The organism is Clostridium sp. D5 (genome assembly GCF_000190355.1).
Classification (GTDB): domain Bacteria; phylum Bacillota; class Clostridia; order Lachnospirales; family Lachnospiraceae; genus Faecalicatena; species Faecalicatena fissicatena_A.
In genome coordinates this window covers 226,492-249,655 of record NZ_GL870810.1, presented here as the reverse complement: position 1 = coordinate 249,655, position 23,164 = coordinate 226,492, and the positions used below count along the sequence as shown (strand labels likewise).

Sequence of the window (23,164 nt, the reverse complement as noted above, 5' to 3'; positions counted from 1 at the left end):
TAATAGTGAATATTAAAAATGGAGAGCATTCCTGCTCATGAAATGGTTGGGAAATATCTCCTGAAACTAAGACAAAGTTACTTATCTCCCCCCGCCATTGCATCATTTGCCTGCTGGCCTGCCAGTTTCAAAGAATTCAGCTTTTCCTTCGTCTCGCTAATGGCCTGCGTCAGCAGTTTCTGTTTCTGCGCCATCAAATCCGTATTGCCGGGATCCGGCTTCAGGAGCTTGTTCACATCCTTAAGCTGAGACTGCGTATCCCGGATTTCCTTATTCACTTTTGACAAAGCAGTGGACGGTTTCGTAGTGTCCCCGCCAATTTCAACTGTAATACCCTGAATCCGGGATGCCACCTCCCCACCACCTTTCCGACACGAAAAAAGAGCCTTTATTGACTCCCTGAATGTATAGAAAAAGACACCTGCCATTTCCGACAAGTGCCTATGTAAACTTATTCTATTTTCGTCTGAAACTTGCAAATTTTTTCTCTTGACAACCTAGTAAGCGTATTTTATACTTAGAATTAAGAAATGGGTTTTTTGTCAAGTAGAATCTTACGATTTGAACGGGTTGCTCGTTTCTTTTTTTATGTCTAAAATATCATACAGATACATTTTCCCATCATTCGCATGGCGGATCAACATAGATGCATGGAACACATTATACCGTTCAACTTCGCCCCTGTCATCATAGACTGGCAAAGCAAAGCGGGAATCATATCTGTACCAGCCATTTGCCGCACTTCTTTGATGCTTTTTCTGCTACAAACCATTGATATATTTACTAAGTAATCTATAAACATATTCAGCATTTGCATTATATTATACCTCATTTTCTTCCTATTTAACAGTTTTAATTACGCCTTTACCTTGTTTTCCTACTTTTCCAACAGCAGCCAATTCGCCCGAAACGGCCTCATCAGATTCCAGTACCCTACCCCCAGCAGTTCATATTCCCGCGCCAGATTCAGCTTTGCCTCTATGCTCCTTACATCCTCAAACCAGACTTCATGAACGATTCCGTCTCTTGTATAATTGAAATGCGGGCTTTGGGCAAGATCATCAAATTCTATAGAGACCCCATTTTCCGAGGCAATTTGCACGGCCTCCACATTGCCGATCAGCCTCGCTTTTGTAATCCCTCTCTCGTAAGGCAGAGGCCAGTCATACGCATAATTTGGTATTCCCATCAGAATCTTTTCCTTCGGTATCTCTGTCAGAGCATACTCTACTACTTCCCGCACCTTATTTAAAGGTGCCACTGCCATGGGCGGCCCGTATGTATAGCCCCACTCATACGTCATCAGGAAAACATTGTCCGCATTCGCCCCCAGCAGTGCGTAATCCATGCCCTCGTATAAAAGCCCCGGCTGGTCGGCCGAGGTTTTGGGGGCCAGTGCGACGGATACCTTATACCCTTCTGCATTCATAGCTTCCCGCACTCTGCCCACAAACTCCGCATAGGCAACCCGGTTCTCCGGCAGTATATATTCAAAATCAATATCAACTCCCGAATACCCCCTGTCCTGTACGGTATACAGAAGATTATCGATGACCCTTTGCTGGATTTCTTCATTTTCAACAAGTACTTTCACCAGCTGGTTATTAAATGCCCCTTCTGAAAATGGCGTCAGCACCAGAAGCGGCTCAATTCCTGCCTCCCAAGCAGCCTCGATCATCCACAGGTCATCCTGGGGAGGCGGCACGAGTTCTCCGGTAAACGTAAATCCATAAGAAAATACCAACAGTTCATTCAACGCCGGGAAAGCCTGCTCCAAAATGTACGGCTCCACAAAAGGATATGCATATCCCGTGACAAGCATATCATCCCGCATACTCGCAGATTCTTCCGGCTGCAATATAAGGAGCGCCTGCCCGATCACAAGCTGGTCCTCACCGGCCAGCTGATTGTCATATACCATCTTCCAGACAGGCACCCCCGTCTGTGCAGAAATGGAGAACAATGTGTCCCCCTGTTTTACAACATAAATCACAAAATCACCCCCTATGTAATAACATATGAGGGTGATCATTTATTTATTCTTCAATTCCCAGCACTCTGCAAAGCGTTGACCGGAGCACATGTACATCTATGGGTTTTGCCACATGAGCTGTCATACCTGCATCCATTGAAGCCTGTACGTCTTCCGCAAAAGCGTTGGCAGTCATAGCTATTATCGGTATTTCGGCAGCGTCCGGCCTGCTCAGTTTCCGTATCACTCGGGTTGCCTCGTATCCATTCATCTCCGGCATCTGAATATCCATGAGGATTGCATCGTAAGTACCTGCCTCCGCATCCGAAAACGCCTTAACGGTCTGTAAGCCGTCCGTTTTCACATAAGATTCCGCCCCGTACATCTCCAGAAGCTCACAGAGTATTTCAGCATTGATCACATTATCTTCCGCAATCAAAAAACAACGGCCTTCAAGTAATGTGGCTTTTTCTTTGACTCCGGCTCCAGTGGCAATATCTTCTGCCCAGACATCCAGATCCTCTGCCCGTTCGCATTCCAGTTCAACCCGGAATACAGTCCCCTGAAGTTCTTTGCTCTCAACTGTAATAACGCCGCCCATCAGATCCACCAGGCCCTTGGTAATACTGAGCCCCAGTCCGGTTCCTTCCACGCGTGAAGTATTGCTGCTGCGGGTAAACGGTTCAAAAATATGTTCCAGAAATTCTGCCTTTATTCCTACGCCCGTATCCCGGATCGTAAAACGATATCGTACATGATCTTCACACCGGACAGCGGGCAGCTCTTCTACCATAAAATCCACGGTCCCGCCTTCCGGCGTGAACTTGATGGCATTGCTCAGAATATTAATAAAAATCTGATTAAGACGCAGTACATCGCCGTAAAACTTCTCATTGCAGATATCGTCTGTACGGACATAAAAGTGAATCCCCGCTGCTCTCGCCTGCGGTTCGATAATGGCTGCAAGGTCGTGCATTAGCCTGGACAGCAGAATTTTCATTCTTCCCAATGTGATCTGGGATCTTTCGATCTTGCTCATATCCAGCACATCATTGATCAGGCTCAATAAATGTTTGGAAGAAATTGATATTTTTTTCAGACAGTCTGATACTTTATCCTGGTCATCGATATGTGCACAGGCCAGTGCCGTCATCCCCATAATCGCATTCATCGGCGTACGGATATCATGGCTCATGGCAGACAGGAATTCGCTTTTGGCACGGTTCGCCTCCTCGGCAAGTTCAAGTGCTTTCTCAAGTGATCGCTTCGTCTGACGTTCCGCCGCAAGCATGTCTGTTACATCCGCCCGAACCAGACAGATTGTCCGGTGGTTTTCATCTCCCCACAAAACGTTGATCTGTTTATACCGCAGCTTAGCACTGCCGTTGTAAGGAAACACAAAATCATATCCGGAAGGTTTTTCTTTCAGCCGTTCCAGCATCGTTGACACCCTGAACTGTCTGACAGCCTCATCCCGCTCTTCCTCTGTTCCGTAATTAGCGGCGAACCCTTCCACCGTATCATCATATCTCTCAAAAAAATATGGAGAAAGGTTCTTCAGCACGGTCTCACGGGTATACATCGTCAGTGTTCCCAGGCTGATATTTATAAAGCAGGCCAGATCAAATGTGTACGCGATCATATTGAGCAGCCCCTGCTGCTCACGCAGGGATTCCGTAATGTCCGTACGGACCAGACAGACTCTTCCAAGCCGCAGGTCAATGGAAGAGACTGTCATATTCTTAGTACGTATGTCGCCTTTTTCATCCGTAAGGGAATATGCAAAAGTATAGGAACCTTTTTCTTTCAGCCTCCTGCGTATTTCCCCGGCCTCCAGAGACTCTGCGTACTGCGCTCTGTCTTTCGGAACTATGATCTTGTCTAACATCTCTCTGATTCTGCCCGAATGGCTGCCGGAAGTTTCCGGCAGTCTGTCAGAATTCTTATTATTTGTCAGAACCGTATAATTGTCGCTGTCAAGATCCAGATCAATTACAAAGTCATAGCTGGTCACAGAGAGCTGATGCAGAATCCGGTTTGTAATCGTCTGCTCCGTAATATCTGTCACTGTCAGAATGCCGGTCACATCACCAGTATCCGGAGTTTCTACCAGAATTACTTTAAACTGCACATAACGCCCCTTTTCCTCTTTGGGCAGTTTTATATAACAATTGAGTATCTGCTCTGTATCATTTCTGCGAAAGGCCGCAAGCGCCGGCTCGTTTAAATACATGTCCAGGAATGTGTTCTGTTCTGTCCCGTCAACAATGAGGCTGGAAACACCAATGAAAAAACTTTCCCTGTCCGTACTGAATGTGCGAAGCAGATCTGAATCTGTATTGTCAATAATCTCCAGAATCTTATTCTGTGTAATATTGCAGTGTCCGATAATCAGTGCATTCGGATCCGGTGTCCGGTAATGCTGAAGGATCATTTCTTTATACTGCTGGCGAAGCTGCTCTTTCTCTGCAATTTCTCCGCTGACATCATGATAAACAGCATAGAACTTTTTTTCACCGCTCTCCGCTTCTATTAAAGAAAGTGTATTTTTCACCCAGACATAGCCGCCATCTCCCCGTTTCAGGCGATACACAATTTCATACTGGCTGTCACCACTATGAATGTATTCGGTCAGACTGGCATGTATCCGCTCTCTGTCTTCATCGTGTACACCGGCCAAAGCATCCGTACGGTACAGATCCCAGGTCTCATCGAGGGACATACTCGTCAGTTCCGCAAAGCCTTCTGATATGAATTCCGGCACCATACTGCCGTCCTCACCAAACTTCACAACTGCAATTCCACCAGGCAGATTTTTTACAACCGTCTGAAAATACTGTTCCAGACGTTCTTTTTCTCTGCGTGTTTTTACTTCCTCCGTAGTCTCACGGACATACTTTACATATGCCGGAATGCCATTCCAGTCGGTCTCCCGGAAACGGGTACTGAAATAGCGGTCCAGCCCGCTGATCTTCATCTCGTGTTCCTGTCCGTCCGGCTCATATTTGTTCAGACAGCAGAATTCACAGGGACCTTCTTTGCCATACAGCGCGTCATAGCATTTTTTACCGACACTTTCCCTGTTGCACGGACTTCCCTTCTGCGGCTCATTCACATATAAGAGGTCATAATTATCCTTGTCAATAATATAAATATTGTCTGCCATTTCGTTTGCAATGCTCTGAAACAGACGGGTTTCCGAGGACATTCCTGTAAATACCGCGTAGAACCTGGTGCTCTCTGAGAGAGGCCCCATTCGTCTGCCATTGAGATGGATCCAGATCAGTCCGCCGTCCTTATGCCGCATCCGATAAGATACATCCAGTACCTCGCCGCTCAACAGAGCAGCCTGTGCTGCTGCCGTCACACGTTCCCGGTCCTGCTCATATATAATATTCAGGGCATCGTCCCGAATCAAGTCTTTATACTCTTCTCTTGAGTGACCTGACAGGGCCATAACGCCGTCAGAATAAAACGTTGGTATAAAATGTTGTCCTACCACCCTGTAGCTTGCGATTCCTCCGGGAATGGAATTGACAAGATGCTCCATCTCCAGCTGAGCCTCTTTCAGTTCTGAAATATTATGAAATATACAGAGCAGCAGAGGGCAGCCATCCTCCTCCCCGCACCATTTCATCTGGACGCGAACCCACACAATGTACCCTTCCCGATGTTGTTTGCGGAATTCAAATTCTGTCACTTCATGAGTCCTGATTACCTGTCTTGCCATTGAAACAACCATGTCGGCGTCTTCCCAGTAGGTCAGTTCTGCTGCATCGCCTGCAATCAGTTCACGATACTCTTCTACCGTATATCCCGACAATGCAGGTACGCCGTCCGAAAAATAAACCGTCTCGAATATATCTGATACCTTATAGATCGCAACACCGCCAGGTATGGCATTGATAATATCCTCCCGCCTTAAAGCAAGAGGAGTCTCGCTCGTCATAGCTGCTCCTCCCTTTTCAAAGCTGCCCGCAGCTCATCTGCCCTTACAAATTCACATTTAATCTCCTGATATAAATCAGTATAACCCGCCTGTTCATCACAGCTCCTCAGCGGCTCCACGATTGCACACACTTTATCAAAAAGCGGAGTAAGCCCCATATTCCCTGCGACACCTTTTAGCGTATGCGCCGCCTCAAAAGCACCCTTCAGGTCATTATCCCCCAGGGCAGAGCCTAATTTATTCATACTTTCATCTTCAAAAAACTTGTCCAGAAACTTCATGTACATTCTCTCATTATTGATAAAACGCGCCATGGTTGTATCGTAATCCCCGCCATAAGCCTCAAATACCTCTTTGAATCCACTCATAACATCACAACCTCCTTTCCCGATCTTAGTACGTCTTACTGTAAAATAGCTGTCTGATCACGATCTGGAGAATCCGGTGTCTTATCTCCCTCCAGAATAAAATCATATAAAACCTGATACAGCCGTTTCGGTTCAATCGGCTTTGCCAGATGGGCATTCATTCCTGCAACTTTACTCTTTTCAATATCATCGTCAAAAGCATTGGCTGTCATCGCAATAATCGGCACACTCCTGGCATCACTGTTACTGAGATGCCTGATGTTGGCAGCCGCGGTCAGGCCGTCCATCAGCGGCATACGGATGTCCATAAGGATCGCATCGTAATCCCCTTCTTCTGACTTGCTGAACTTTTCCAGCGCACGCAGTCCATTCTCTGCCGTATCGACTGTAAAATTGCGGCTTTCCAGCAGCATTACTGCAACTTCCGTATTGATTGCATTGTCTTCCACCAGTAAAACACGCCTGCCGGTAAAATCATAATCAATGACTTCCGCCTGCTTTGCCTCTTCTTCCTTCCTCCCCAGAGCCCTGGTAAACGCAGAAACCAGGGAAGACTTAAACATTGGTTTGCTCATCAGAAGATTGACACCGGCCAATTTGGCTTCGTGCTCAATAGCAATCCAGTCATAGGCAGTCATGATTATAATGGTCACTTCCGGCCCCACTCTGCGGCGTATCTCACGTGCCGTCTCGATCCCGTCCATTCCCGGCATCTTCCAGTCTATCAGGATCATATCATAATATCTGCCCGTTGCCCAAAGCATCTCAACTCTGTCCACAGCTTTCCGTCCGCTGTCTACCCACTCTGCTTTTATTCCCATCTCTTTGAGTGTCACAACAGCCCCCTCGCAGACAGCCACGTCATCATCCACCACCAGCGTTTTCAGATGAGAAAAATTATAATTCTGCTTTCTTTGATTATGTCTCAGCTTCTCCTCCTCACTGATTCCCAGCTTCACATCTACCATAAACTCCGTGCCAATTCCCTTAATAGACCTCACCGTAATTCTGCCGTCCATCATGTCTACTATATTCTTTGAAATTGCGAGACCCAGCCCTGTTCCACCATAAAGCGCTGTGGTTCCGGTTGATTCCTGTGAAAACGGTTCAAATATGTGAGGGATAAACTCTTCGCTCATTCCCACACCCGTATCATTTACGATAAATCTCATTAAAACATCATTCTTAGTTCTCTGCCGCTGTTCCACAGAAAAGGTGACTCTGCCGCCTTCACTGGTGAACTTAATGGCATTACTCAATATATTGATCAGCACCTGCTGAAGTTTCATTGCGTCTCCAATGTAAAAATCATCCAGAACCGGGTCAACGATGCATTCGTATTCCACATTCCTGGATGCCGCCTGGGCATAACAGATGGAATTGATTCCATTGATAAATTCCTCGGTAGGAATCTTTTCATTCTTCAGCAGCATCTTGCCGCTCTCAATTCTGCTCATATCCAGGATGTCATTGATCAGTGACAATAAAAATCTGGAAGAAATACCAATCTTTGATATACAATCCTGCACTTGTTCATCGTCTCCGATTGACTGAGCAGCAATTGCGCTCATGCCGATGATTGCATTCATCGGCGTCCGGATCTCATGGCTCATCCTGGACAGAAAATCTGATTTGGCTGCATTTGCCTGTTCTGCCGCCACCAGCGCTGCCGCAAGTTCCTCTTTCTGCTGCTGTTCCTTGCGTACCACATCGGTCACATCTGTACGGGCAAGGCATACCCGCCCGAGTTCCTTATTAATATAAAAAACCTGAAACCGTTTCATCCTGACATCGCCGCACTCATCATGCATCTCCAGGCTGAATGTATAGGCTTCCTGGTGTTCAAGCAGCTCCTGCATATATCCATAATCCAGCCTTCTCAGATATTCCTGTGCAGCCGGAGTGTCCATAGACCGCTCAGCAATCTCCCGAATCGCTTCGCCAAAATTCTTTTCCAGCCAGTCAGGCCCTCTTCCGCCGCTTTCAAAGTTAATTCCGCGGAACTTATCGTTTCGGATATCAATCTCTGTAATCGCCTCATAATCCAGAGCTGCAATCTTATTAATCAGCTGTTCTTTGAGTTTTTGTTCCGTAATGTCAAATGTATAGAAGAAGACAATGACATCTCCAGTCTCAGGATTCAAAAATGAGCGAAAATTGGTGCGCGCCCAGAACAGACTTTTATCACTGCGCCGGCGCAGATATTCAAAGCAGTAATCTACATTGCCCGCCGCATAATCTTCCAGAACTTTTTCCCGGTCAAGCACACTTAATATCTGCTCACGGTCTGCTGCTTCAACAGCGGATGCCGCCAGATTAATAATGCTCTCCTGGTATGTTGCCCCAACATGTGATATTGCCGATTCCGGATCAGTCAGGTAATTTTCCAGCTGATTCCTTGTGATATTAAACCTTCCCTGTGTACTCCCCCCTGAGGAAGACAATTCGGCAAAATACTCCAATTCTTTCTCATATAGATCCCGCATGCGGCTCTCCAGCAGCTTTTCCTCCGTAATATCCACAAAAACACAGTAAAAATACTGTTCCCGGTTTTCCTCCATAAGCAGCTGGGCTTTCAGGGATATCCACTTTACTTCTCCGTTTTTACATATAAGCCGGTTCTCATTGTTGACGGTATTTCCATCCGCCTGCTGAGTTTCCAGCTTCTTTTTCATCACAGTCAGATCTTCCGGGTATATCACGGAGGAAAGCCTGTTTCCCATTGTTTCAAACTCTTCTCTTGTATAGTCCAGAAATTCGAAAAAACCATCGTTTGCATCTATAATAGAAAAATATTCATCAAATCTGCAGCGAAATACAGCACCGGGCACATTATTATAAATGTGCAGCACTTCATTCTGTGCCTTTTTCTGTGTGGTTATATCTATACATACAGAAGTAATGGCAGGCCTGCCGTTTTCGTCTGCCATCCGCCGCCCCATATCGTGTACCCATATGTATAATCCGTCTTTCCGCTTCATCCTGTATTCCACGACATACTCATCTTTACATTGTAACTGCCGCTCTACTTCCTCATCCACTCTCTTTCGGTCATCCGGATGCATACAGTTCGTAATCAAACCTTCGATATCTTCCACGAATTCTGCTTCGTTCTCATAGCCCAGATAATCCAGCATCCTGCGGTTTATAAAGTAAAAAGGGAAACCAGATTCTATGTAACCTCCCATCATACCGCCGGCAATTGACTCGTTCAGGAGTTCATTCCGCTGCTTCATCACATTTTCAAAAACCAGTGTCTTCGGATAATGTTCTCCGCCCTGCTGGCTGCTTCCCGGTTCTGCCGCATGAAAACAGCAGATCAGCCACTTACCCTCTCTACTTTTTAAAGTGAAGAAAAAACGAAGGTGCCACATGTACATTGAATTGATCAGTGTCAGATCCACAGCCTGTGTATAAATATCCTCAGCCAGGCGCTGCTCATAGATTACTGAAAAATCCATGTTAAAGGGTTCTGGAATCTCACAAATGTCCTGACTGACATACCTTGTCATCATTTCTTTTCCCTTGGCAGTTTCGCCAAGTCCAGTGCCGACAAATTTTATATCATCTGTCAGATAAGAAACTGTCTTTTCCAGATTTCGTTCCTGAAACCAGGCCCTGCAGAAAAACTGCACTGTCTGCCGCTCATCTATTCGTACCGTCATACTTTTCCTCTTTCCTTCCACTACCTGCAGTGCTGCTGTACTCTTCTAAAAGAGCTTTAAATTCTTCGCAGGGCATTGGCCTTGCAAAATAATACCCCTGCACATAGTCGCAGCCAATCTGGCGGAGACGTTCCAGCTGTTCCGCAGTCTCAACACCTTCTGCAACCACGTCCAGATGCATCCAGCGTGCCAGATCAATAATAAACTGCAGAATACCCTGGCTGTTCGGCTTTGCCGTCTCACTCCGGATAAACTTCATGTCCAGCTTCAGGATATCGATCGGCATCTCATTCAGCATATTCAAAGAGGAATACCCGCTCCCAAAATCATCCATCTCAATTACAAAGCCAATGTCTCTAAGAAGGCTTACCATATCTATAATCTGTTTCGGATTCTCAGTATAGGCGCTCTCCGTAATCTCCAGATGCAGCCTGGCAGCCGGCAGGCCGTACTTTTTAACGGTTTCTTTCAGAATCCCGGCCAGATCCGCATTGTAAATATCCGCCCGGGAAACATTCACAGAAACTGCAATCTGGGGAAATCCCTTCGCATCCCATTCTTTCATGTCGCTGCACACCTTATCCCAGACAAACTGATCCAGCTTCGTAATAAATCCATTCTCTTCAAACAGAGGGATGAACTCTGCCGGAGACTGCATCCCCCATTCGGGATGTTTCCACCTCACCAGAGCCTCGGCTCCCGCCATCTTCTCGTCCGAGATCCGGTACTTGGGCTGGTAGTAAACCTGGAACTGCTTCTGATCCAGCGCAGACTCCATACAGTCTGTAATCGCCTGCTTCTTCAGCATCATATTGCGCAGCATATCGTCATATTCCGCAAAGTACTTTCCATACTGTCCCTTTATACTGCATGCAGCCAGCAGCGCCCTGTCACACATCTGCTCCACAGAAATCGAACTGTCTACAATCGTATAAACGCCCCATTTCATCGCAATATTCTTGATATTCGCCTCTTCGTTTACCTGTTCACTTGCTTCGATAAACATCTCATCCGTATAATCCCCGCATCTTTCAATAAGACATGCAAAACGGTCTGAATTCAGGCGGCCGCAGATGCCTCTCCCCTCCGCTCTCTGTCTGTACATATCACCGACAGCACAAAGAAGACGGTCCCCCGTCGGAACACCGAACACATCGTTAATTAATTTAAAGTTCTCAATATCTGAACAGATAATGTCATACTCTCTATCCGGATTTCTCAAAAGAATATCCTTCACCATCTGATAGAAAAACTCTTTGCTGTACAGCCCGGTCAGCCTGTCATACTGAATCAGATTGATCATAGCCGCCGTCTCCCGCAGGTTGATTATGTTGGCCGCCCTGTGGAGAATGATCTGAGGTTTATAGGGCTTGGCCACAAAATCCGCAGCGCCGTGCGACAGAGCAGCCACCTCATCCGATTCGCCGTCGTTCTGCGTTGCTACAATAACAGGAATGGAAGAAAATGCCGGTTCCGCTTTCATCACAGAGAGGAATGTATAGCCGTCCATAACCGGCATAACAATATCCAGAAGAATGAGTGAAATCCCCTCTCCATACTGCTTTAATATATCTAAAGCTGCCTGCCCGTTCTCGGCCTCCAGAACATTATATTCTGAGGAAAGGATCTGGCAAAGCAGCTCTCTGTTTAATTCATTATCTTCCACGACCAAAATTTTTTTCTTCGAAAACATAATTTCCATCCTTCTGTTTAAAAGTTATTCATCTGATGCACAATAAACGCCTTATATCTTAACTAATTTTACCATAGCGTTTGTGAAAAGACAATCTTTCTCCTACGGCTTTCTCATCAATATTATTATATTTTATGAGGAAGGAATCAGCGCACATCATCATGGATCAGGTGCCATATGCCTCAGACAGCGGACGGATGTTAATGATATACCAGAAAAAAACAGTCTCCTGCTGTAATTCACAGGAGACTGTTCCATATTTTTCTGCTAAGAGCCACGAATAGTTCAATACTACATCCCTTCTTTTAACACATTATGATCCCTCAGCAGCTTTTCCACAACCGTTCCTTTCACCAGACCAATGACAGGCTTTTTCAATACATTCAGCGGCCCCGGAAGGTTCATTTCAAGCGGTGATTTTCCATCCATCAATTTAACAGAGCTGTCCAGAAGCTCACGTACATCATAGACGCTACCCCATACTTCCGGGACGCCTCTGTCCACCCCGAGCAGTCCATATACAGCTTCCATTGCAGTCCTTACCGAGTATTCTGTTGTAAAGACTGTGTCCCTTGGTGTCTGGGCGAATTGTCCGAGAAAAGCAAAGTTCACACAGCCATCCGGAATAACATCCGGGCGGTCTCCCTTTGTTCTTGGCATGAAAAATGCTGTAATGTACGGCATCATCGTAGGAACGCAGACCGCACTCTTTTCTGCCAGTTCCGAAATCTTCTCAACCGGAACGCCGATGTGGAACAGCCATTCTTCCGTGATTTCTTTTCCGGTGCAGTCTTTCATAGGTTTCTTCACATAGTCCCCGGGTACGTCTGTAAATAATCCATATACCCACACGCAGACCTTTTCCGGATCCTGTCCTTTAAACTGTCCCTGTCTGTTAATTGTCCAGCTCATCAGCCATTTAGAATCTCTGCAGCTGACGATTCCGCCTGTTACGACCTTACCGCTTCTTGGGTCACGCTTACAGATATTGGTAATGTAAGGAATGATTTTATCATCCTGCGTTGTAATCGTAGCTGATTCCCAATTGGTTTTGGGAATATCGGAACAGAACTTCTCCGGACGTCCAAATGCAGGATCCTGTTTTGCGATATTCTTCCAGAGACTCCAGCATCCGCTGGTCCTGACTTCTGCATCACCATTAGGTGCATGATCCTGGTCTCCGTAGATGGTTCCTTCTGTACAGCTTCCATTCGTTACAAATACAAGATCATTATCCGTGAGCAGGATTCCCTTTTCCACACCTTTTACTTTACACTCAATCGCTGTTGCAGTTTTTTTACTGCCCTTGCAGTCAAAAATTACATTTGTCACTTCTGTATTGAACTGGAAGTCTACTCCTGCTGCCTCTAAATATCTTTGCATTGGAAGAATGAGAGACTCATACTGGTTATACTTTGTGAATTTTAGCGCGCTGAAATCCGGGAGTCCCGCAATATGATGGATAAATCTCTGAAAATACAGTTTCATTTCCAGTGCACTGTGCCAGTTTTCAAAAGCAAACATCGTTCTCCAGTATAACCAGAATGTGGAATCAAAGACTTCTTCGTCAAACACATCCTCTATGGTTTTGTCATACAGGTCCTCATCTTTTGTCATGAAGAGCTTCATAATTTCCATACAGCCTTTCTGGCTCAGGTTGAATTTCCCGTCTGTATGGGCATCCTCCCCCCTGTTCACGGTTGCCCTGCACAGTGAATAGTTCGGGTCATGTTTGTTCAGCCAGTAGAACTCATCTAATACGGAAGCATCCGGCCTTTCAATGGATGGGATACTCCGGAACAAATCCCACAGACACTCAAAGTGGTTTTCCATCTCACGCCCGCCGCGCATGATATAACCGCGGGTGGAGTCGTAAATACCATCGCAGGCCCCTCCTGCTATATCCATAGCTTCCAGAATATGGATGTGAGAACCCTCCATCTGGCCGTCCCTTACTAAGAAACATGCCGCTGCCAGAGATGCCAGGCCGCTTCCAACAATGTATGCATGTTTTTCGTCCACGCCTTCCGGCTTTTCAGGACGTGCAAATGCTTCATAATTTCCATTTGTGTAATAGATTCCTTTGCTGTTTTTCCCGTGCTTACCGCGCTCCGTATTTCTGTATTCATTTTCCACGGATGCTGTTGTTTTTTCTTTAACGTCTTCCTCTTTACTCTCTTTTGCTTTCTTTGCATATAATACAGCTGCACCTGCGCCAACTGCAATTGCAGAAGCAACGCCTAATTTCGTTCCTTTTTTTGCCATCGCTGTTACCACCTTTCCAACATATATAAATTCACATGATCTCTTGCTTCGGCTATATCATAACTCTGCCGTTTTTTTACCGCAATTTACAAAACAGGGGATTTGATAAAAAATTTATCAAATCCCCTGTTTTGTAAAATTATAAATAGAATGAGTAATATTCCCTTTCAAAGTGGTCTTAAGCTTATCTGTGATATCCTCATAATCCTCCTTCATTCCATCTTTTATCCAGTCCAGCATGATTCCCACAAACCCATATTTGTAAAAATCTGCAATGAACGCCTTTTCATCCTCTGTGATTTCCATCCCGACAGATTTTTCTTCCACAACACCAATCAGCAGATCATGAGTCAGTTTGAACAGATAATTCTCAATCTGTTCGCGGCTGAGCGTGCGGTACACATTCATGATAAAGGGCTTGTTCTCAATGACCGCTTCAAATATCTGCTGCAGCCCCTCCTGCCATGTATCATATGTTTTCTTCCCCTGCAGTGCCCTGGCTGCATCCTCCAGGCATACCCATTCTACCAAATCATAGATATCCTTAAAGTGGTAGTAGAACGCCATACGGCTGATTCCACAATCATTTGTTAAGTCGCTGATTGTAATCTTGTCCATTGGCTTTTGAAGAAGCAGCTTTTTTAACGATGTTTCCAGGGCATATTTAGTTGTATTTGACATAATCCTCTCCTTACTAATTAGCCTGACACAGAATCTCGTATTGCTCTGTTGGGGAAACGCCGTCAATCTCCCCAGGTCACTCTTCTTATACCGGCATTTTTTCATTTATACCACGTACATTGCGTCTCCAAAGCTAAAAAATCTGTACCGTTCTCTCACTGCCTCCTCATAAGCCTCCAGCACATGGTCCCGCCCCGCCAGGGCAGATACCAGCATAATCAGCGTAGATTCCGGCAGATGGAAATTCGTAATCAGTCCGTCCAGCACTTTAAACTCGTACCCCGGATAGATAAAGATTTCCGTCCAGCCGCTGCAGGCCTTCATCCTGCCGTCTTCTCCCGCCGCAGATTCTATGGTTCTGCAGCTGGTCGTCCCGACGCAGATCACGCGTTTTTTCTGTTCCTTTGCACGGTTAATCTTCTCCGCCGCGTCCTCATCTATAAGATAGAACTCGGAATGCATATGATGATCCGTTACTTCTTCCACTTTTACAGGCCGGAACGTCCCAAGCCCCACATGCAGGGTTACCCGGGCGATCTCCACGCCTTTTAGCTGAATCTCCTCCAGCAGCTGCGGGGTAAAATGCAGACCGGCGGTAGGCGCAGCAGCGGAGCCCTCATGCACCGCATATACCGTATTATACCGGTCCTTATCCTGGAGCTGATGAGTAATATACGGCGGAAGAGGCATCTGTCCCAGCCGGTCCAGTATTTCCTCAAAAAATACCTTCGTATTCAAAATGTATAAGGCGGTTTCCCTCGTCCACTACATCCATTACTTCTCCGATGAGAATGCCGTCCCCGAAACTGATTCTGGTCCCCGGTTTCGCCTTTTTGCCCGGCTTCACCAGGGTCTCCCACACATCATTTTCTTTCCGCTTCAACAGAAGTACTTCTATCTTAGCATCCGTGCCTATTTTAGAACCAATTAATCTGGCAGGTATAACTTTCGTGTCATTGATAACCAGGCAGTCCCCCGGGTTCAGATATTCTATGATATCTCTGAAATGCCGGTGCATAGTCTCCCCGGTTTCTTTATTCAGAACGAGAAGCCTGGAGCCGGATCTGTCCTCCAGCGGATCCTGGGCGATCAGCTCCTGCGGCAGTTCATAATAAAAATCGCTTGTTTTCAACCTTAATCCTTCTTTCTGCTAATCGGGAACTGTCTGCCCTGCACAGGACATCAGAACTCCGCTCCCGTATTTTTCTGTCAGTTCGCTTAATACCTGCATATCTGACTTGGGCAGAATCTCTTCTGCTTTGCCGAACAGAGATGCCAGTGGGGGCTCTATGATATCCGGCTGATAAAAGGTGGTATTCCCAACCTCATACTGCATCTCCACGGCCAGATCTTCAAATGTGGTGATCTCGTCGATCAGCCCATTGTCCACTGCCTGCTGTGCAGAATAGGGCCGTCCGTCCGCCAGTTCTCTGACTGCTTTGTCCGGCATCCCCCTTCCTTCGGCCACAGCGCCTACAAACCGGTCATATTCTTCCGCTATAATGTCCTGGTAGATCTCCAGCTGTTCTTCATTGGGGCTGCTCATATCCTTGTTATCCCCGGTGGTTACGCTGTAGTACTTGATCCCCAGCTTCTCATAGAGTCCGGACAGATCATACCCTGACATGATCACTCCAATGGAGCCTGTCATGGTACTTTTATTCGCGCCAATCCGGTCTGACGGGGCAGCAATATAGTAGGCGGCCGATGCACCATAATGGTTCATATATGTCCATACGGGCCGGCCCGTCGCGTCCCGGTACTCTACAATCTTGTCATAGAGTTCCACACCTTCATAGGTCGTTCCGCCCGGTGAATCCACATCCAGCAGAATTCCACTGTTATTCGGGTCATACATCATGGCGTCGATATAATCCATCAAAGCCAGGTGCTGATAGCTCTGCGGCTGGTCGAATGTCCCTGTCCTGGTCTGCGGTTCGATCGTGCCGTACACACTGACGATTCCTACATAAGGCTCTGTGGGAAGTGTGATAGACATATTTCCCCCTGTCAGAACCCACTCTGCCGACTCTTTCGAGGAAGAACCAGCCGTGTTAAATAAAGTTTTCACCACGATCCTGGCAAAGACTGCCACGATCAGAATAACCGCCACTACAACTGCTACAATAATCTCTGCAACATGATTTTTCTTTTTCATGTAATATGCCTTTCTTAATGATATATAGAAAGCGCAAAATGTGTTTCATAATTCACTGCGCCCGGTTGAGTCTCCCGCTTGTCAGGACACTCAACCGGGCATATGATTAATTCAACACACTCTACTGTCTCAGTTCGATTCCCATATCTTCCAGCGCTTCCAGAATCTTCTTCATAGCCGCTGCCACATCTGCCTCTTCCAGTGTCTTGTCTTTTGCACGGAATACGATAGAATATGCGATTGATTTGTAACCCGCTTTAATCTGGGCTCCCTCATATAAGTCAAACAGCGCATAGCTCTCCAGGTATGAACCGCCTTTCTTTTCTATCACTTCTTCGATCTGTCCCGCCAGGATGTTTTTCGGCACCACCATACTGATATCACGGGTAACCGCAGGATATTTAGCGATTCCGTTGTATTTTCTGTCAAATGTAGCATACTCCAGAATCTCGGGCATATCAATTACAGCAATATATGCGCGCTCTCCGATCCCATAATTATCGGCCACCTCCGGATGTACCTCCCCAAGATAACCAACTGTTTTACCCGCATAGATGATATTTGCCTGACGTCCCGGATGCAGATACGGTTTTCCGGAATTCGGGTCGTAGGTTTCTTTCTGCTTCATTCCAATTTTCTCAAAGAACTCTTCCACAACGCCCTTCATGCTGAAAAAGTCACCATTTCCGTACATTCCCAGAGTAAACTGCATACGTTCCTCCGGCAGTTCCGTCAGCGGAAGCTGTTTCGGAAGATAAATATTTCCCAGTTCGTAAAGACGTACATCTTTATTTCTGCGGTTATAGTTTGTTGCCAGTGAGCTCAGCATTCCATTCAGAGAGGTTGTACGCATGATGCTGTAGTCTTCCCCGAGCGGATTCATGATCTCAACCGTATTTCTAAGCGCTGACTCTGCCGGAATCAACAATTTATCAAATACCTTCGGGCTTTCAAAAGAATAGCTCATTCCCTGGCTGAAACCGCAGAATTCCGCGATATTTCTCGCCACTTCTTCCACCCTGAGCTTGAAGGAGATCTTACCGGCCGTCGATTCTCCGCTGGGCAGGGTGGTTGGAATGTTGTCATATCCGTAAAATCTGGCAACTTCTTCTGCCAGATCAGCCAGACGGAATAAGTCGTGCCGGAAGGTCGGTGCAATCACTTCTTTTGCAGCAGAATCGTATTCCAGGCCTATTTTTTCAAAATAACCAAGCATTTCTGCCTCCGGAATCTCTGTTCCCAGAACAGCGTTGATCTTTGCAGCGTCAAACGGCACTCTGACCGGTTCTTTTACTTTGCCGTATACATCTACGGTTCCGCCGACTACTTCACCGGCTCCCATTTCTTCTACCAGCTGGCAGGCACGGTCGATCGCAGCTTTCGCATTGTTTGGATCCAGCCCCTTTTCGAACTTACCGGATGCATCCGTACGAAGCCCGACTCTTTTACTGGATTTCCTGATATTTACCCCATCAAAGCAGGCAGCCTCAAACAGCATCGTCTGTACATCGTCTGTAATCATGGAATTTTCTCCGCCCATGATGCCGGCGATACCGATCTCTTTCTCGCCATCGCAGATCATCAGCACATCTTTGTCCATCGTTCTTTCCTGTCCGTCCAGTGTTGTGAACTTATCACCGTCCCTGGCCGTCTTTACCACAATCTGATGGCCAGCAATTGTATCCAGGTCATAGGCGTGCATCGGCTGTCCGTATTCTTCCATCACATAGTTGGTGATATCAACCAGATTATTGATCGGGCGAATGCCGACTGAAGCCAGTCTTCTCTGCATCCATTCCGGGGACGGGCCGATCTTAATATTTTTTACAACTCTTGCACAGTAACGCGGACAGAGGTCTGTGTTTTCTACTTTTACCTGTACATAATCATTTACATCCTCTGCATTGCCCGTTTCTTTTACAACAGGCGGATGGAATTCCTTACGGAATGTGGCAGCCGCTTCTCTGGCAATCCCGATCACGCTGTAACAGTCCACTCTGTTTGATGTCACCTCATACTCGAAAACCACATCATTGAGGCCCAGAGCCTCCACTGCACTGGCCCCGATCTCTGCATCCTCCGGCAGGATATAGATTCCTTCTTCGGGTGCATTCGGATACATTTCCTTTGTGGATCCCAGCTCTTCGATGGAGCACATCATTCCGCAGCTCTCCACGCCGCGCAGTTTTCCTTTTTTTATCTTAACTCCTCCCGGAGTCTTCGAACCGTCATGTCCTCCGGCAACGCGTCCGCCGTCCAGCACAACCGGAACCTTGTCTCCCTCGTGAACGTTGTTTGCACCGGTTACAATCTGTACGGTTTCGGTTCCGACATTCACCTGGCATACAATCAGTTTATCTGCATCCGGATGTCTTTCGATCTTGTCAATCTGAGCAATCACGATCTTATCCAGGTCTGCATCCATCACCTCGTACCCTTCTACTTTTGTTCCGGACAATGTCATTGCATCTGTATACTCCTGCGCAGTTACATCCAAATCAGGAACATACGCTTTAATCCATGATAATGAAGTATTCAATCTTATTTCCTCACTTTCTGCTTCTTATTATCGGGTACATTTTACGCGTACCCGCCGTCTGTACCAGTCAATTTTTCCCCTGTCCTGTTCTAGAACTGCTTCAGGAAGCGGATATCGTTTTCATACAGCAGTCTCATATCGTCGATTTCATATTTTAACAGGGCAATACGCTCCAGTCCCATGCCGAATGCAAATCCGGAATACTCCTCCGGATCAATGCCGCACATTTCCAGGACGTGTGGATGTACCGCACCGCAGCCTAGAATCTCAATCCAGCCGGACCCTTTACAGAAACGGCATCCCTTGCCGCCGCATTTGAAACAGCTTACATCCACCTCGGCACTCGGCTCTGTGAATGGGAAATGGTGCGGACGGAATTTTGTCTTTGTCTCCGGTCCGAACAGCTCTTTTGCAAATACTTCCAGTGTCCCTTTTAAATCGGCAAATGAAATATTTTTATCAATGACAAGCCCTTCAACCTGGTGGAAGGACGGGGAGTGTGTAGCATCTACTTCATCAGACCGGAATACTCTGCCCGGTGCGATCATACGGATCGGCAGCTTCCCCTGCTCCATCACACGCGCCTGTACCGGTGAGGTCTGGGTACGCAGTACGATGTCCTTATTGATATAGAAGGTATCCTGCTCATCTTTTGCCGGATGGTCCGCAGGAATATTCAGCTTTTCGAAATTATACAGGTCATATTCTACTTCCGGGCCTTCCACAACTTCATATCCCATACCCACGAAAATGTTTTCCACTTCTTCCAGGGCAATTGTATTCGGGTGCCTGTGTCCAACCATATTTTTCTTAGATGGCAGTGTCACATCAATGACCTCTGCTTTCAGCTTCTCTTCTCTGAGAATACGCTCCATCTTCATTTTGGATTCCTCCAGAACCGCTTCAATTGCCGCTCTGGTCTCATTCACAAGCTGCCCCACCTTCGGTCTGTCTTCAGGCGCCACATCTTTCATACCTTTCAGAACAGCCGTCAGCTCCCCCTTCTTTCCAAGGAATTTAACGCGCGCATCATTCAGCTTCTCAGGAACATCCGACGCCTGAATCTGCGCAATCGCTTCCTCTTTGATTCGATCCAATCTCTCTTTCATTTAAACTTCTCCTTTCATTAAAAAAACTCCATCCCTGGAAAGGGACGAAGTTCAACATTCGCGGTACCACCCTAATTCCCACAGTGATCCTGCAGGCTCTTAGCTTTGTGTAACGTACAACATACGGCATTCTCTACTATTGTTTCAAGAACGCAGCTATCGTGGGAATTTCGATTGCCATCTGAACTAAAGAAAACTTGCAGCCAGTGATTTTCTCTCTCTGATAGAAAATGGTTCTCTACTATACACGGTTATCGCTTTTTTTATATTCTGATATTTTAAATATATCGGATTTACTTTATTATTGTAACATAAGGTTTTTTAATGTCAAGGATTTTCTTATTTCCCCCTTCTGCCGCCCATTCCTTCCAGCAGGGCGTTCAGTTCCCCACCCAGCAGAATAACATACATGCAGACGTACAGCCACAGCATAATCAGAATGATTGTTGTAAGACTGCCGTACATGCTGGAAAATCCGGTGAAGATATCCAGATAAATAGAAAATATAAAGGAAATCAGCAGCCATCCGCAGGAAGTAAAAACAGCACCCGGCAGCTGCTGCTTCATCGTTGTCTTGGATCGGTTGGTCCGGTTAGGCAGGTATTTATAAACCAGATCCCAGAATAAAGTCAGCACAACCAGCGTCAGCAGTGTTCTGATACGGATCAGAAAATCCATAATGGTCGTCAGTACCGGAGCATGCTTATATACAAACATACTGATGCTGTTGCCAAACACAGAAAGTGACAGGGACAATACAATCGCCAGTATGAATATCACTGTATAAAAAGACGCACGAAGCCTCAGATAAAAATAATTTCTTGTCTCTGTATTTTCATAAATCAGATTCATCCCGGATGTCATGGAAAGTACACCCTTTCCAGCAGACCACAGTGCTACGATAATGGTCACCGGAATAATTGTACTGGATTGCTGATATACCTGATCCACAATGGAGGAAATTAGCCCTTCCACAGTCGTTGGGAAAACCTGGGTCACCGCTGCCATCACATCCTGACGTGTAACCGGGGTAAACTGCACCATTGTAAGAAGCAGCAGTATAATAGGAATCAGGGACAGTACAAAAAAATATGCTGCCTGTGCCGCATATGCCCCTGTATGGTGTGAGCCCAAAATAGAAGCCAGCCTATTGATTTTTCCTGTAATCGTCTTCACTTTCCCCTTCATTGTTGCTCTCCTGCCTATCCTATTTCTAAACTTTTCAAATCATACCATAAAGAAGCAATTTATTCAAGCACAGGAGCTCTGCAGGCGTATTATCAGCAGCTGTTCCCTGTATTTTTTTCTTATATATTAAGTATAACCGATTGTCTTTCCATATATGAAAATCTGGCAAAGAAAAAGACAGCTGCACGCTGACAGCTGTCTTTATCTTTAGTAAGTTTCCCCAAAATGCCGGTCCTGTATTTTGACTCCTAGCCGCAGCTAGGTGGGCAACCGCATCTGCTTTTCTGTCTTCCACTGCTAATCGGAGGCTTGACATATTACAGAAATATAAGAATCCCGTTTAAAGTAATGTAGGTTCAAAATAGCAGGATTATCGAACATCTCAGGTTTTTCTTTAAAAGTATTATACCCCATTTATCTTAAATTTACAACTGCTAATGAATTGTATTTTTATTTCCTTTTTTCCTTCCTTTTTTTTGATGATTTCTTGTTTCGAATTCGTGCATTTTCCTCTGTTATATGATATAGTTATTCCTATACCTTAGCATGCAGCTTTGCTGTATGTCCGACCGCAGGGCATGAATTACGGGGTGCCCGCGGCTATACTTATTTCGATAAAGGAGTCTTAGTTTATGAAAATGAATGAGTTAAAGCTTGTCTATTTCAGTCCGACAGGCACTACACGGAAGGTCATCATGGAAGTTGCAAGGAATATTGATTTAAAGTCCGTCTCCTTTGACCTTACAATCCACAAAGAAAAAAGAGCACCTCTTCAGTTTAAAAAAGATGATTTTGTTTTATTTGGTATACCTGTATACAGCGGTCGTGTACCGAAAACATTTTTGGAATACTTTGATGGTCTGAAAGGAGACAACACTCCTGCCGCTCTGGTCGCTACATATGGATGCCGTGAATATGAGGATGCGCTTCTGGAGCTCAAAACAGAAGTTGAAAAGCGCGGGTTCAAAGTAATCGGTGCCGCCGCCTTCCCTACAGAGCATTCCATTGTCCGTTCTGCAGGCCTTGGACGTCCGAACAAAGCCGATATGAAAGTCATTGCCGATTATGGCATCCAGCTGAACCGCCGCCTGAAACAGGAAGAATCATTTGAGAAATTCAACATTCAGGTTCCCGGCAATACTCCGTACAGAAAGTACAGCCGCGCACCGCTCTGTCCCAAAGTAGATGTCAACCGCTGTACAGAATGCGGCGCATGCGCCAGATCATGTCCAGCCGGCGCAATATCAACAGAGAACCCCAAAAAGATAAACAAAAAGAAATGCATTACCTGCCACAAGTGCATTCGTATATGCAAACAGAAGGCACGCTATATTGGAAATATAAAAACCAAACTCGCTTTCAAAAAAATGAACAAAGTCTGTCAAAACGATAAGGTGGCTGACGTATTTCTTTAGGGGATTGCGGAGGGACGCCTGACGTGGGAGAAGACGGGGGCAGACGGAAGCATAGATCTGTCTGGATACTGCCGCTGCGCTAAGCAGCAGTAAGAGGAAACACACAAAATCAGCCGGCACAGTACGCATTCACCGCCTACTCTGATGAGTAGACGGCTCAGG

The 23,164-nt window shown here is 46.1% G+C and carries 12 protein-coding genes, 1 other RNA gene, 2 pseudogenes and 1 other annotated feature; of the genes and pseudogenes, 1 reads left to right on the top strand and 14 read right to left on the bottom strand.

What is annotated here, in order from left to right; all coding sequences use genetic code 11:
* Positions 1 to 83: 83 nt before the first annotated feature.
* The 14 genes and pseudogenes from HMPREF0240_RS07500 to ssrS form a co-directional block, all read right to left on the bottom strand.
* Positions 84 to 353: pseudogene (locus HMPREF0240_RS07500) on the bottom strand (hypothetical protein); the annotation flags it as partial.
* A 524-nt stretch (positions 354 to 877) separates the two neighbouring features.
* Positions 878 to 1,993, bottom strand: coding sequence for a glycosyl hydrolase family 18 protein (locus HMPREF0240_RS07490; protein ID WP_035312639.1), 1,116 nt, complete (start codon positions 1,991 to 1,993; stop codon positions 878 to 880).
* A gap of 43 nt (positions 1,994 to 2,036) precedes the next feature.
* A complete protein-coding gene (locus HMPREF0240_RS07485) occupies positions 2,037 to 5,921 on the bottom strand; it encodes a PAS domain-containing protein (RefSeq protein WP_009002841.1) in 3,885 nt (1,294 codons plus the stop codon).
* Positions 5,918 to 6,289: an Hpt domain-containing protein gene (locus tag HMPREF0240_RS07480; protein WP_009002840.1), complete on the bottom strand. Its 372-nt coding sequence runs from the start codon at positions 6,287 to 6,289 to the stop codon at positions 5,918 to 5,920. Before HMPREF0240_RS07480 ends, HMPREF0240_RS07485 begins: the two co-directional genes overlap by 4 nt.
* Before the next feature lie 35 nt (positions 6,290 to 6,324).
* Positions 6,325 to 9,954 carry a response regulator gene (locus HMPREF0240_RS07475; protein WP_009002839.1) on the bottom strand — a complete coding sequence of 1,210 codons (3,630 nt, stop codon included), beginning with the start codon at positions 9,952 to 9,954 and terminating at the stop codon, positions 6,325 to 6,327.
* Positions 9,935 to 11,647 (bottom strand): EAL domain-containing response regulator, encoded by a 1,713-nt coding sequence (locus HMPREF0240_RS07470; RefSeq protein WP_050794500.1) that lies wholly within the window; start codon positions 11,645 to 11,647, stop codon positions 9,935 to 9,937. Before HMPREF0240_RS07470 ends, HMPREF0240_RS07475 begins: the two co-directional genes overlap by 20 nt.
* 291 nt (positions 11,648 to 11,938) lie before the next feature.
* On the bottom strand, positions 11,939 to 13,912 hold the full coding sequence (locus HMPREF0240_RS07465; protein WP_035312638.1) for an oleate hydratase: 1,974 nt from the start codon (positions 13,910 to 13,912) through the stop codon (positions 11,939 to 11,941).
* A gap of 117 nt (positions 13,913 to 14,029) precedes the next feature.
* Positions 14,030 to 14,593 (bottom strand): TetR/AcrR family transcriptional regulator, encoded by a 564-nt coding sequence (locus tag HMPREF0240_RS07460; RefSeq protein ID WP_009002836.1) that lies wholly within the window; start codon positions 14,591 to 14,593, stop codon positions 14,030 to 14,032.
* A gap of 105 nt (positions 14,594 to 14,698) precedes the next feature.
* Positions 14,699 to 15,725: pseudogene (queA, locus tag HMPREF0240_RS07455) on the bottom strand (tRNA preQ1(34) S-adenosylmethionine ribosyltransferase-isomerase QueA).
* An 18-nt stretch (positions 15,726 to 15,743) separates the two neighbouring features.
* Positions 15,744 to 16,751: a signal peptide peptidase SppA gene (gene sppA / locus HMPREF0240_RS07450; RefSeq protein WP_009002835.1), complete on the bottom strand. Its 1,008-nt coding sequence runs from the start codon at positions 16,749 to 16,751 to the stop codon at positions 15,744 to 15,746.
* A 121-nt stretch (positions 16,752 to 16,872) separates the two neighbouring features.
* On the bottom strand, positions 16,873 to 19,290 hold the full coding sequence (gene pheT, locus HMPREF0240_RS07445) for a phenylalanine--tRNA ligase subunit beta (protein ID WP_009002834.1): 2,418 nt from the start codon (positions 19,288 to 19,290) through the stop codon (positions 16,873 to 16,875).
* 89 nt (positions 19,291 to 19,379) lie between these two features.
* The gene (gene pheS, locus HMPREF0240_RS07440; RefSeq protein ID WP_009002833.1) at positions 19,380 to 20,399 is read right to left on the bottom strand and encodes a phenylalanine--tRNA ligase subunit alpha; all 1,020 of its coding nucleotides are present in this window, start codon (positions 20,397 to 20,399) and stop codon (positions 19,380 to 19,382) included.
* 37 nt (positions 20,400 to 20,436) lie between these two features.
* Positions 20,437 to 20,663 (bottom strand) — a binding site (T-box leader).
* A gap of 75 nt (positions 20,664 to 20,738) precedes the next feature.
* Positions 20,739 to 21,587: a YihY/virulence factor BrkB family protein gene (locus tag HMPREF0240_RS07435; protein ID WP_009002832.1), complete on the bottom strand. Its 849-nt coding sequence runs from the start codon at positions 21,585 to 21,587 to the stop codon at positions 20,739 to 20,741.
* Between the two features lie 213 nt (positions 21,588 to 21,800).
* Positions 21,801 to 21,979: non-coding RNA, 6S RNA (ssrS, locus tag HMPREF0240_RS23820), on the bottom strand.
* Between the two features lie 240 nt (positions 21,980 to 22,219).
* On the opposite strand from ssrS, the gene HMPREF0240_RS07425 reads away from it, so the two are divergent.
* Positions 22,220 to 23,002, top strand: a complete 783-nt coding sequence (locus tag HMPREF0240_RS07425) for an EFR1 family ferrodoxin (protein ID WP_009002831.1) — start codon at positions 22,220 to 22,222, stop codon at positions 23,000 to 23,002.
* The last annotated feature ends 162 nt before the right edge of the window (positions 23,003 to 23,164 follow it).

Bases quoted from the DNA above. Each gene is read 5' to 3' on its own strand.
- pheS (WP_009002833.1), bottom strand. From the start codon at position 20,399: ATGAAAGAGAGATTGGATCGAATCAAAGAGGAAGCGATTGCGCAGATT.
- HMPREF0240_RS07480 (WP_009002840.1), bottom strand. From the start codon at position 6,289: ATGAGTGGATTCAAAGAGGTATTTGAGGCTTATGGCGGGGATTACGAT.
- HMPREF0240_RS07425 (WP_009002831.1), top strand. From the start codon at position 22,220: ATGAAAATGAATGAGTTAAAGCTTGTCTATTTCAGTCCGACAGGCACT.
- HMPREF0240_RS07470 (WP_050794500.1), bottom strand. From the start codon at position 11,647: ATGTTTTCGAAGAAAAAAATTTTGGTCGTGGAAGATAATGAATTAAAC.
- HMPREF0240_RS07485 (WP_009002841.1), bottom strand. From the start codon at position 5,921: ATGACGAGCGAGACTCCTCTTGCTTTAAGGCGGGAGGATATTATCAAT.
- HMPREF0240_RS07460 (WP_009002836.1), bottom strand. From the start codon at position 14,593: ATGTCAAATACAACTAAATATGCCCTGGAAACATCGTTAAAAAAGCTG.
- HMPREF0240_RS07475 (WP_009002839.1), bottom strand. From the start codon at position 9,954: ATGACGGTACGAATAGATGAGCGGCAGACAGTGCAGTTTTTCTGCAGG.
- HMPREF0240_RS07465 (WP_035312638.1), bottom strand. From the start codon at position 13,912: ATGGCAAAAAAAGGAACGAAATTAGGCGTTGCTTCTGCAATTGCAGTT.
- HMPREF0240_RS07435 (WP_009002832.1), bottom strand. From the start codon at position 21,587: ATGAAGGGGAAAGTGAAGACGATTACAGGAAAAATCAATAGGCTGGCT.
- sppA (WP_009002835.1), bottom strand. From the start codon at position 16,751: ATGAAAAAGAAAAATCATGTTGCAGAGATTATTGTAGCAGTTGTAGTG.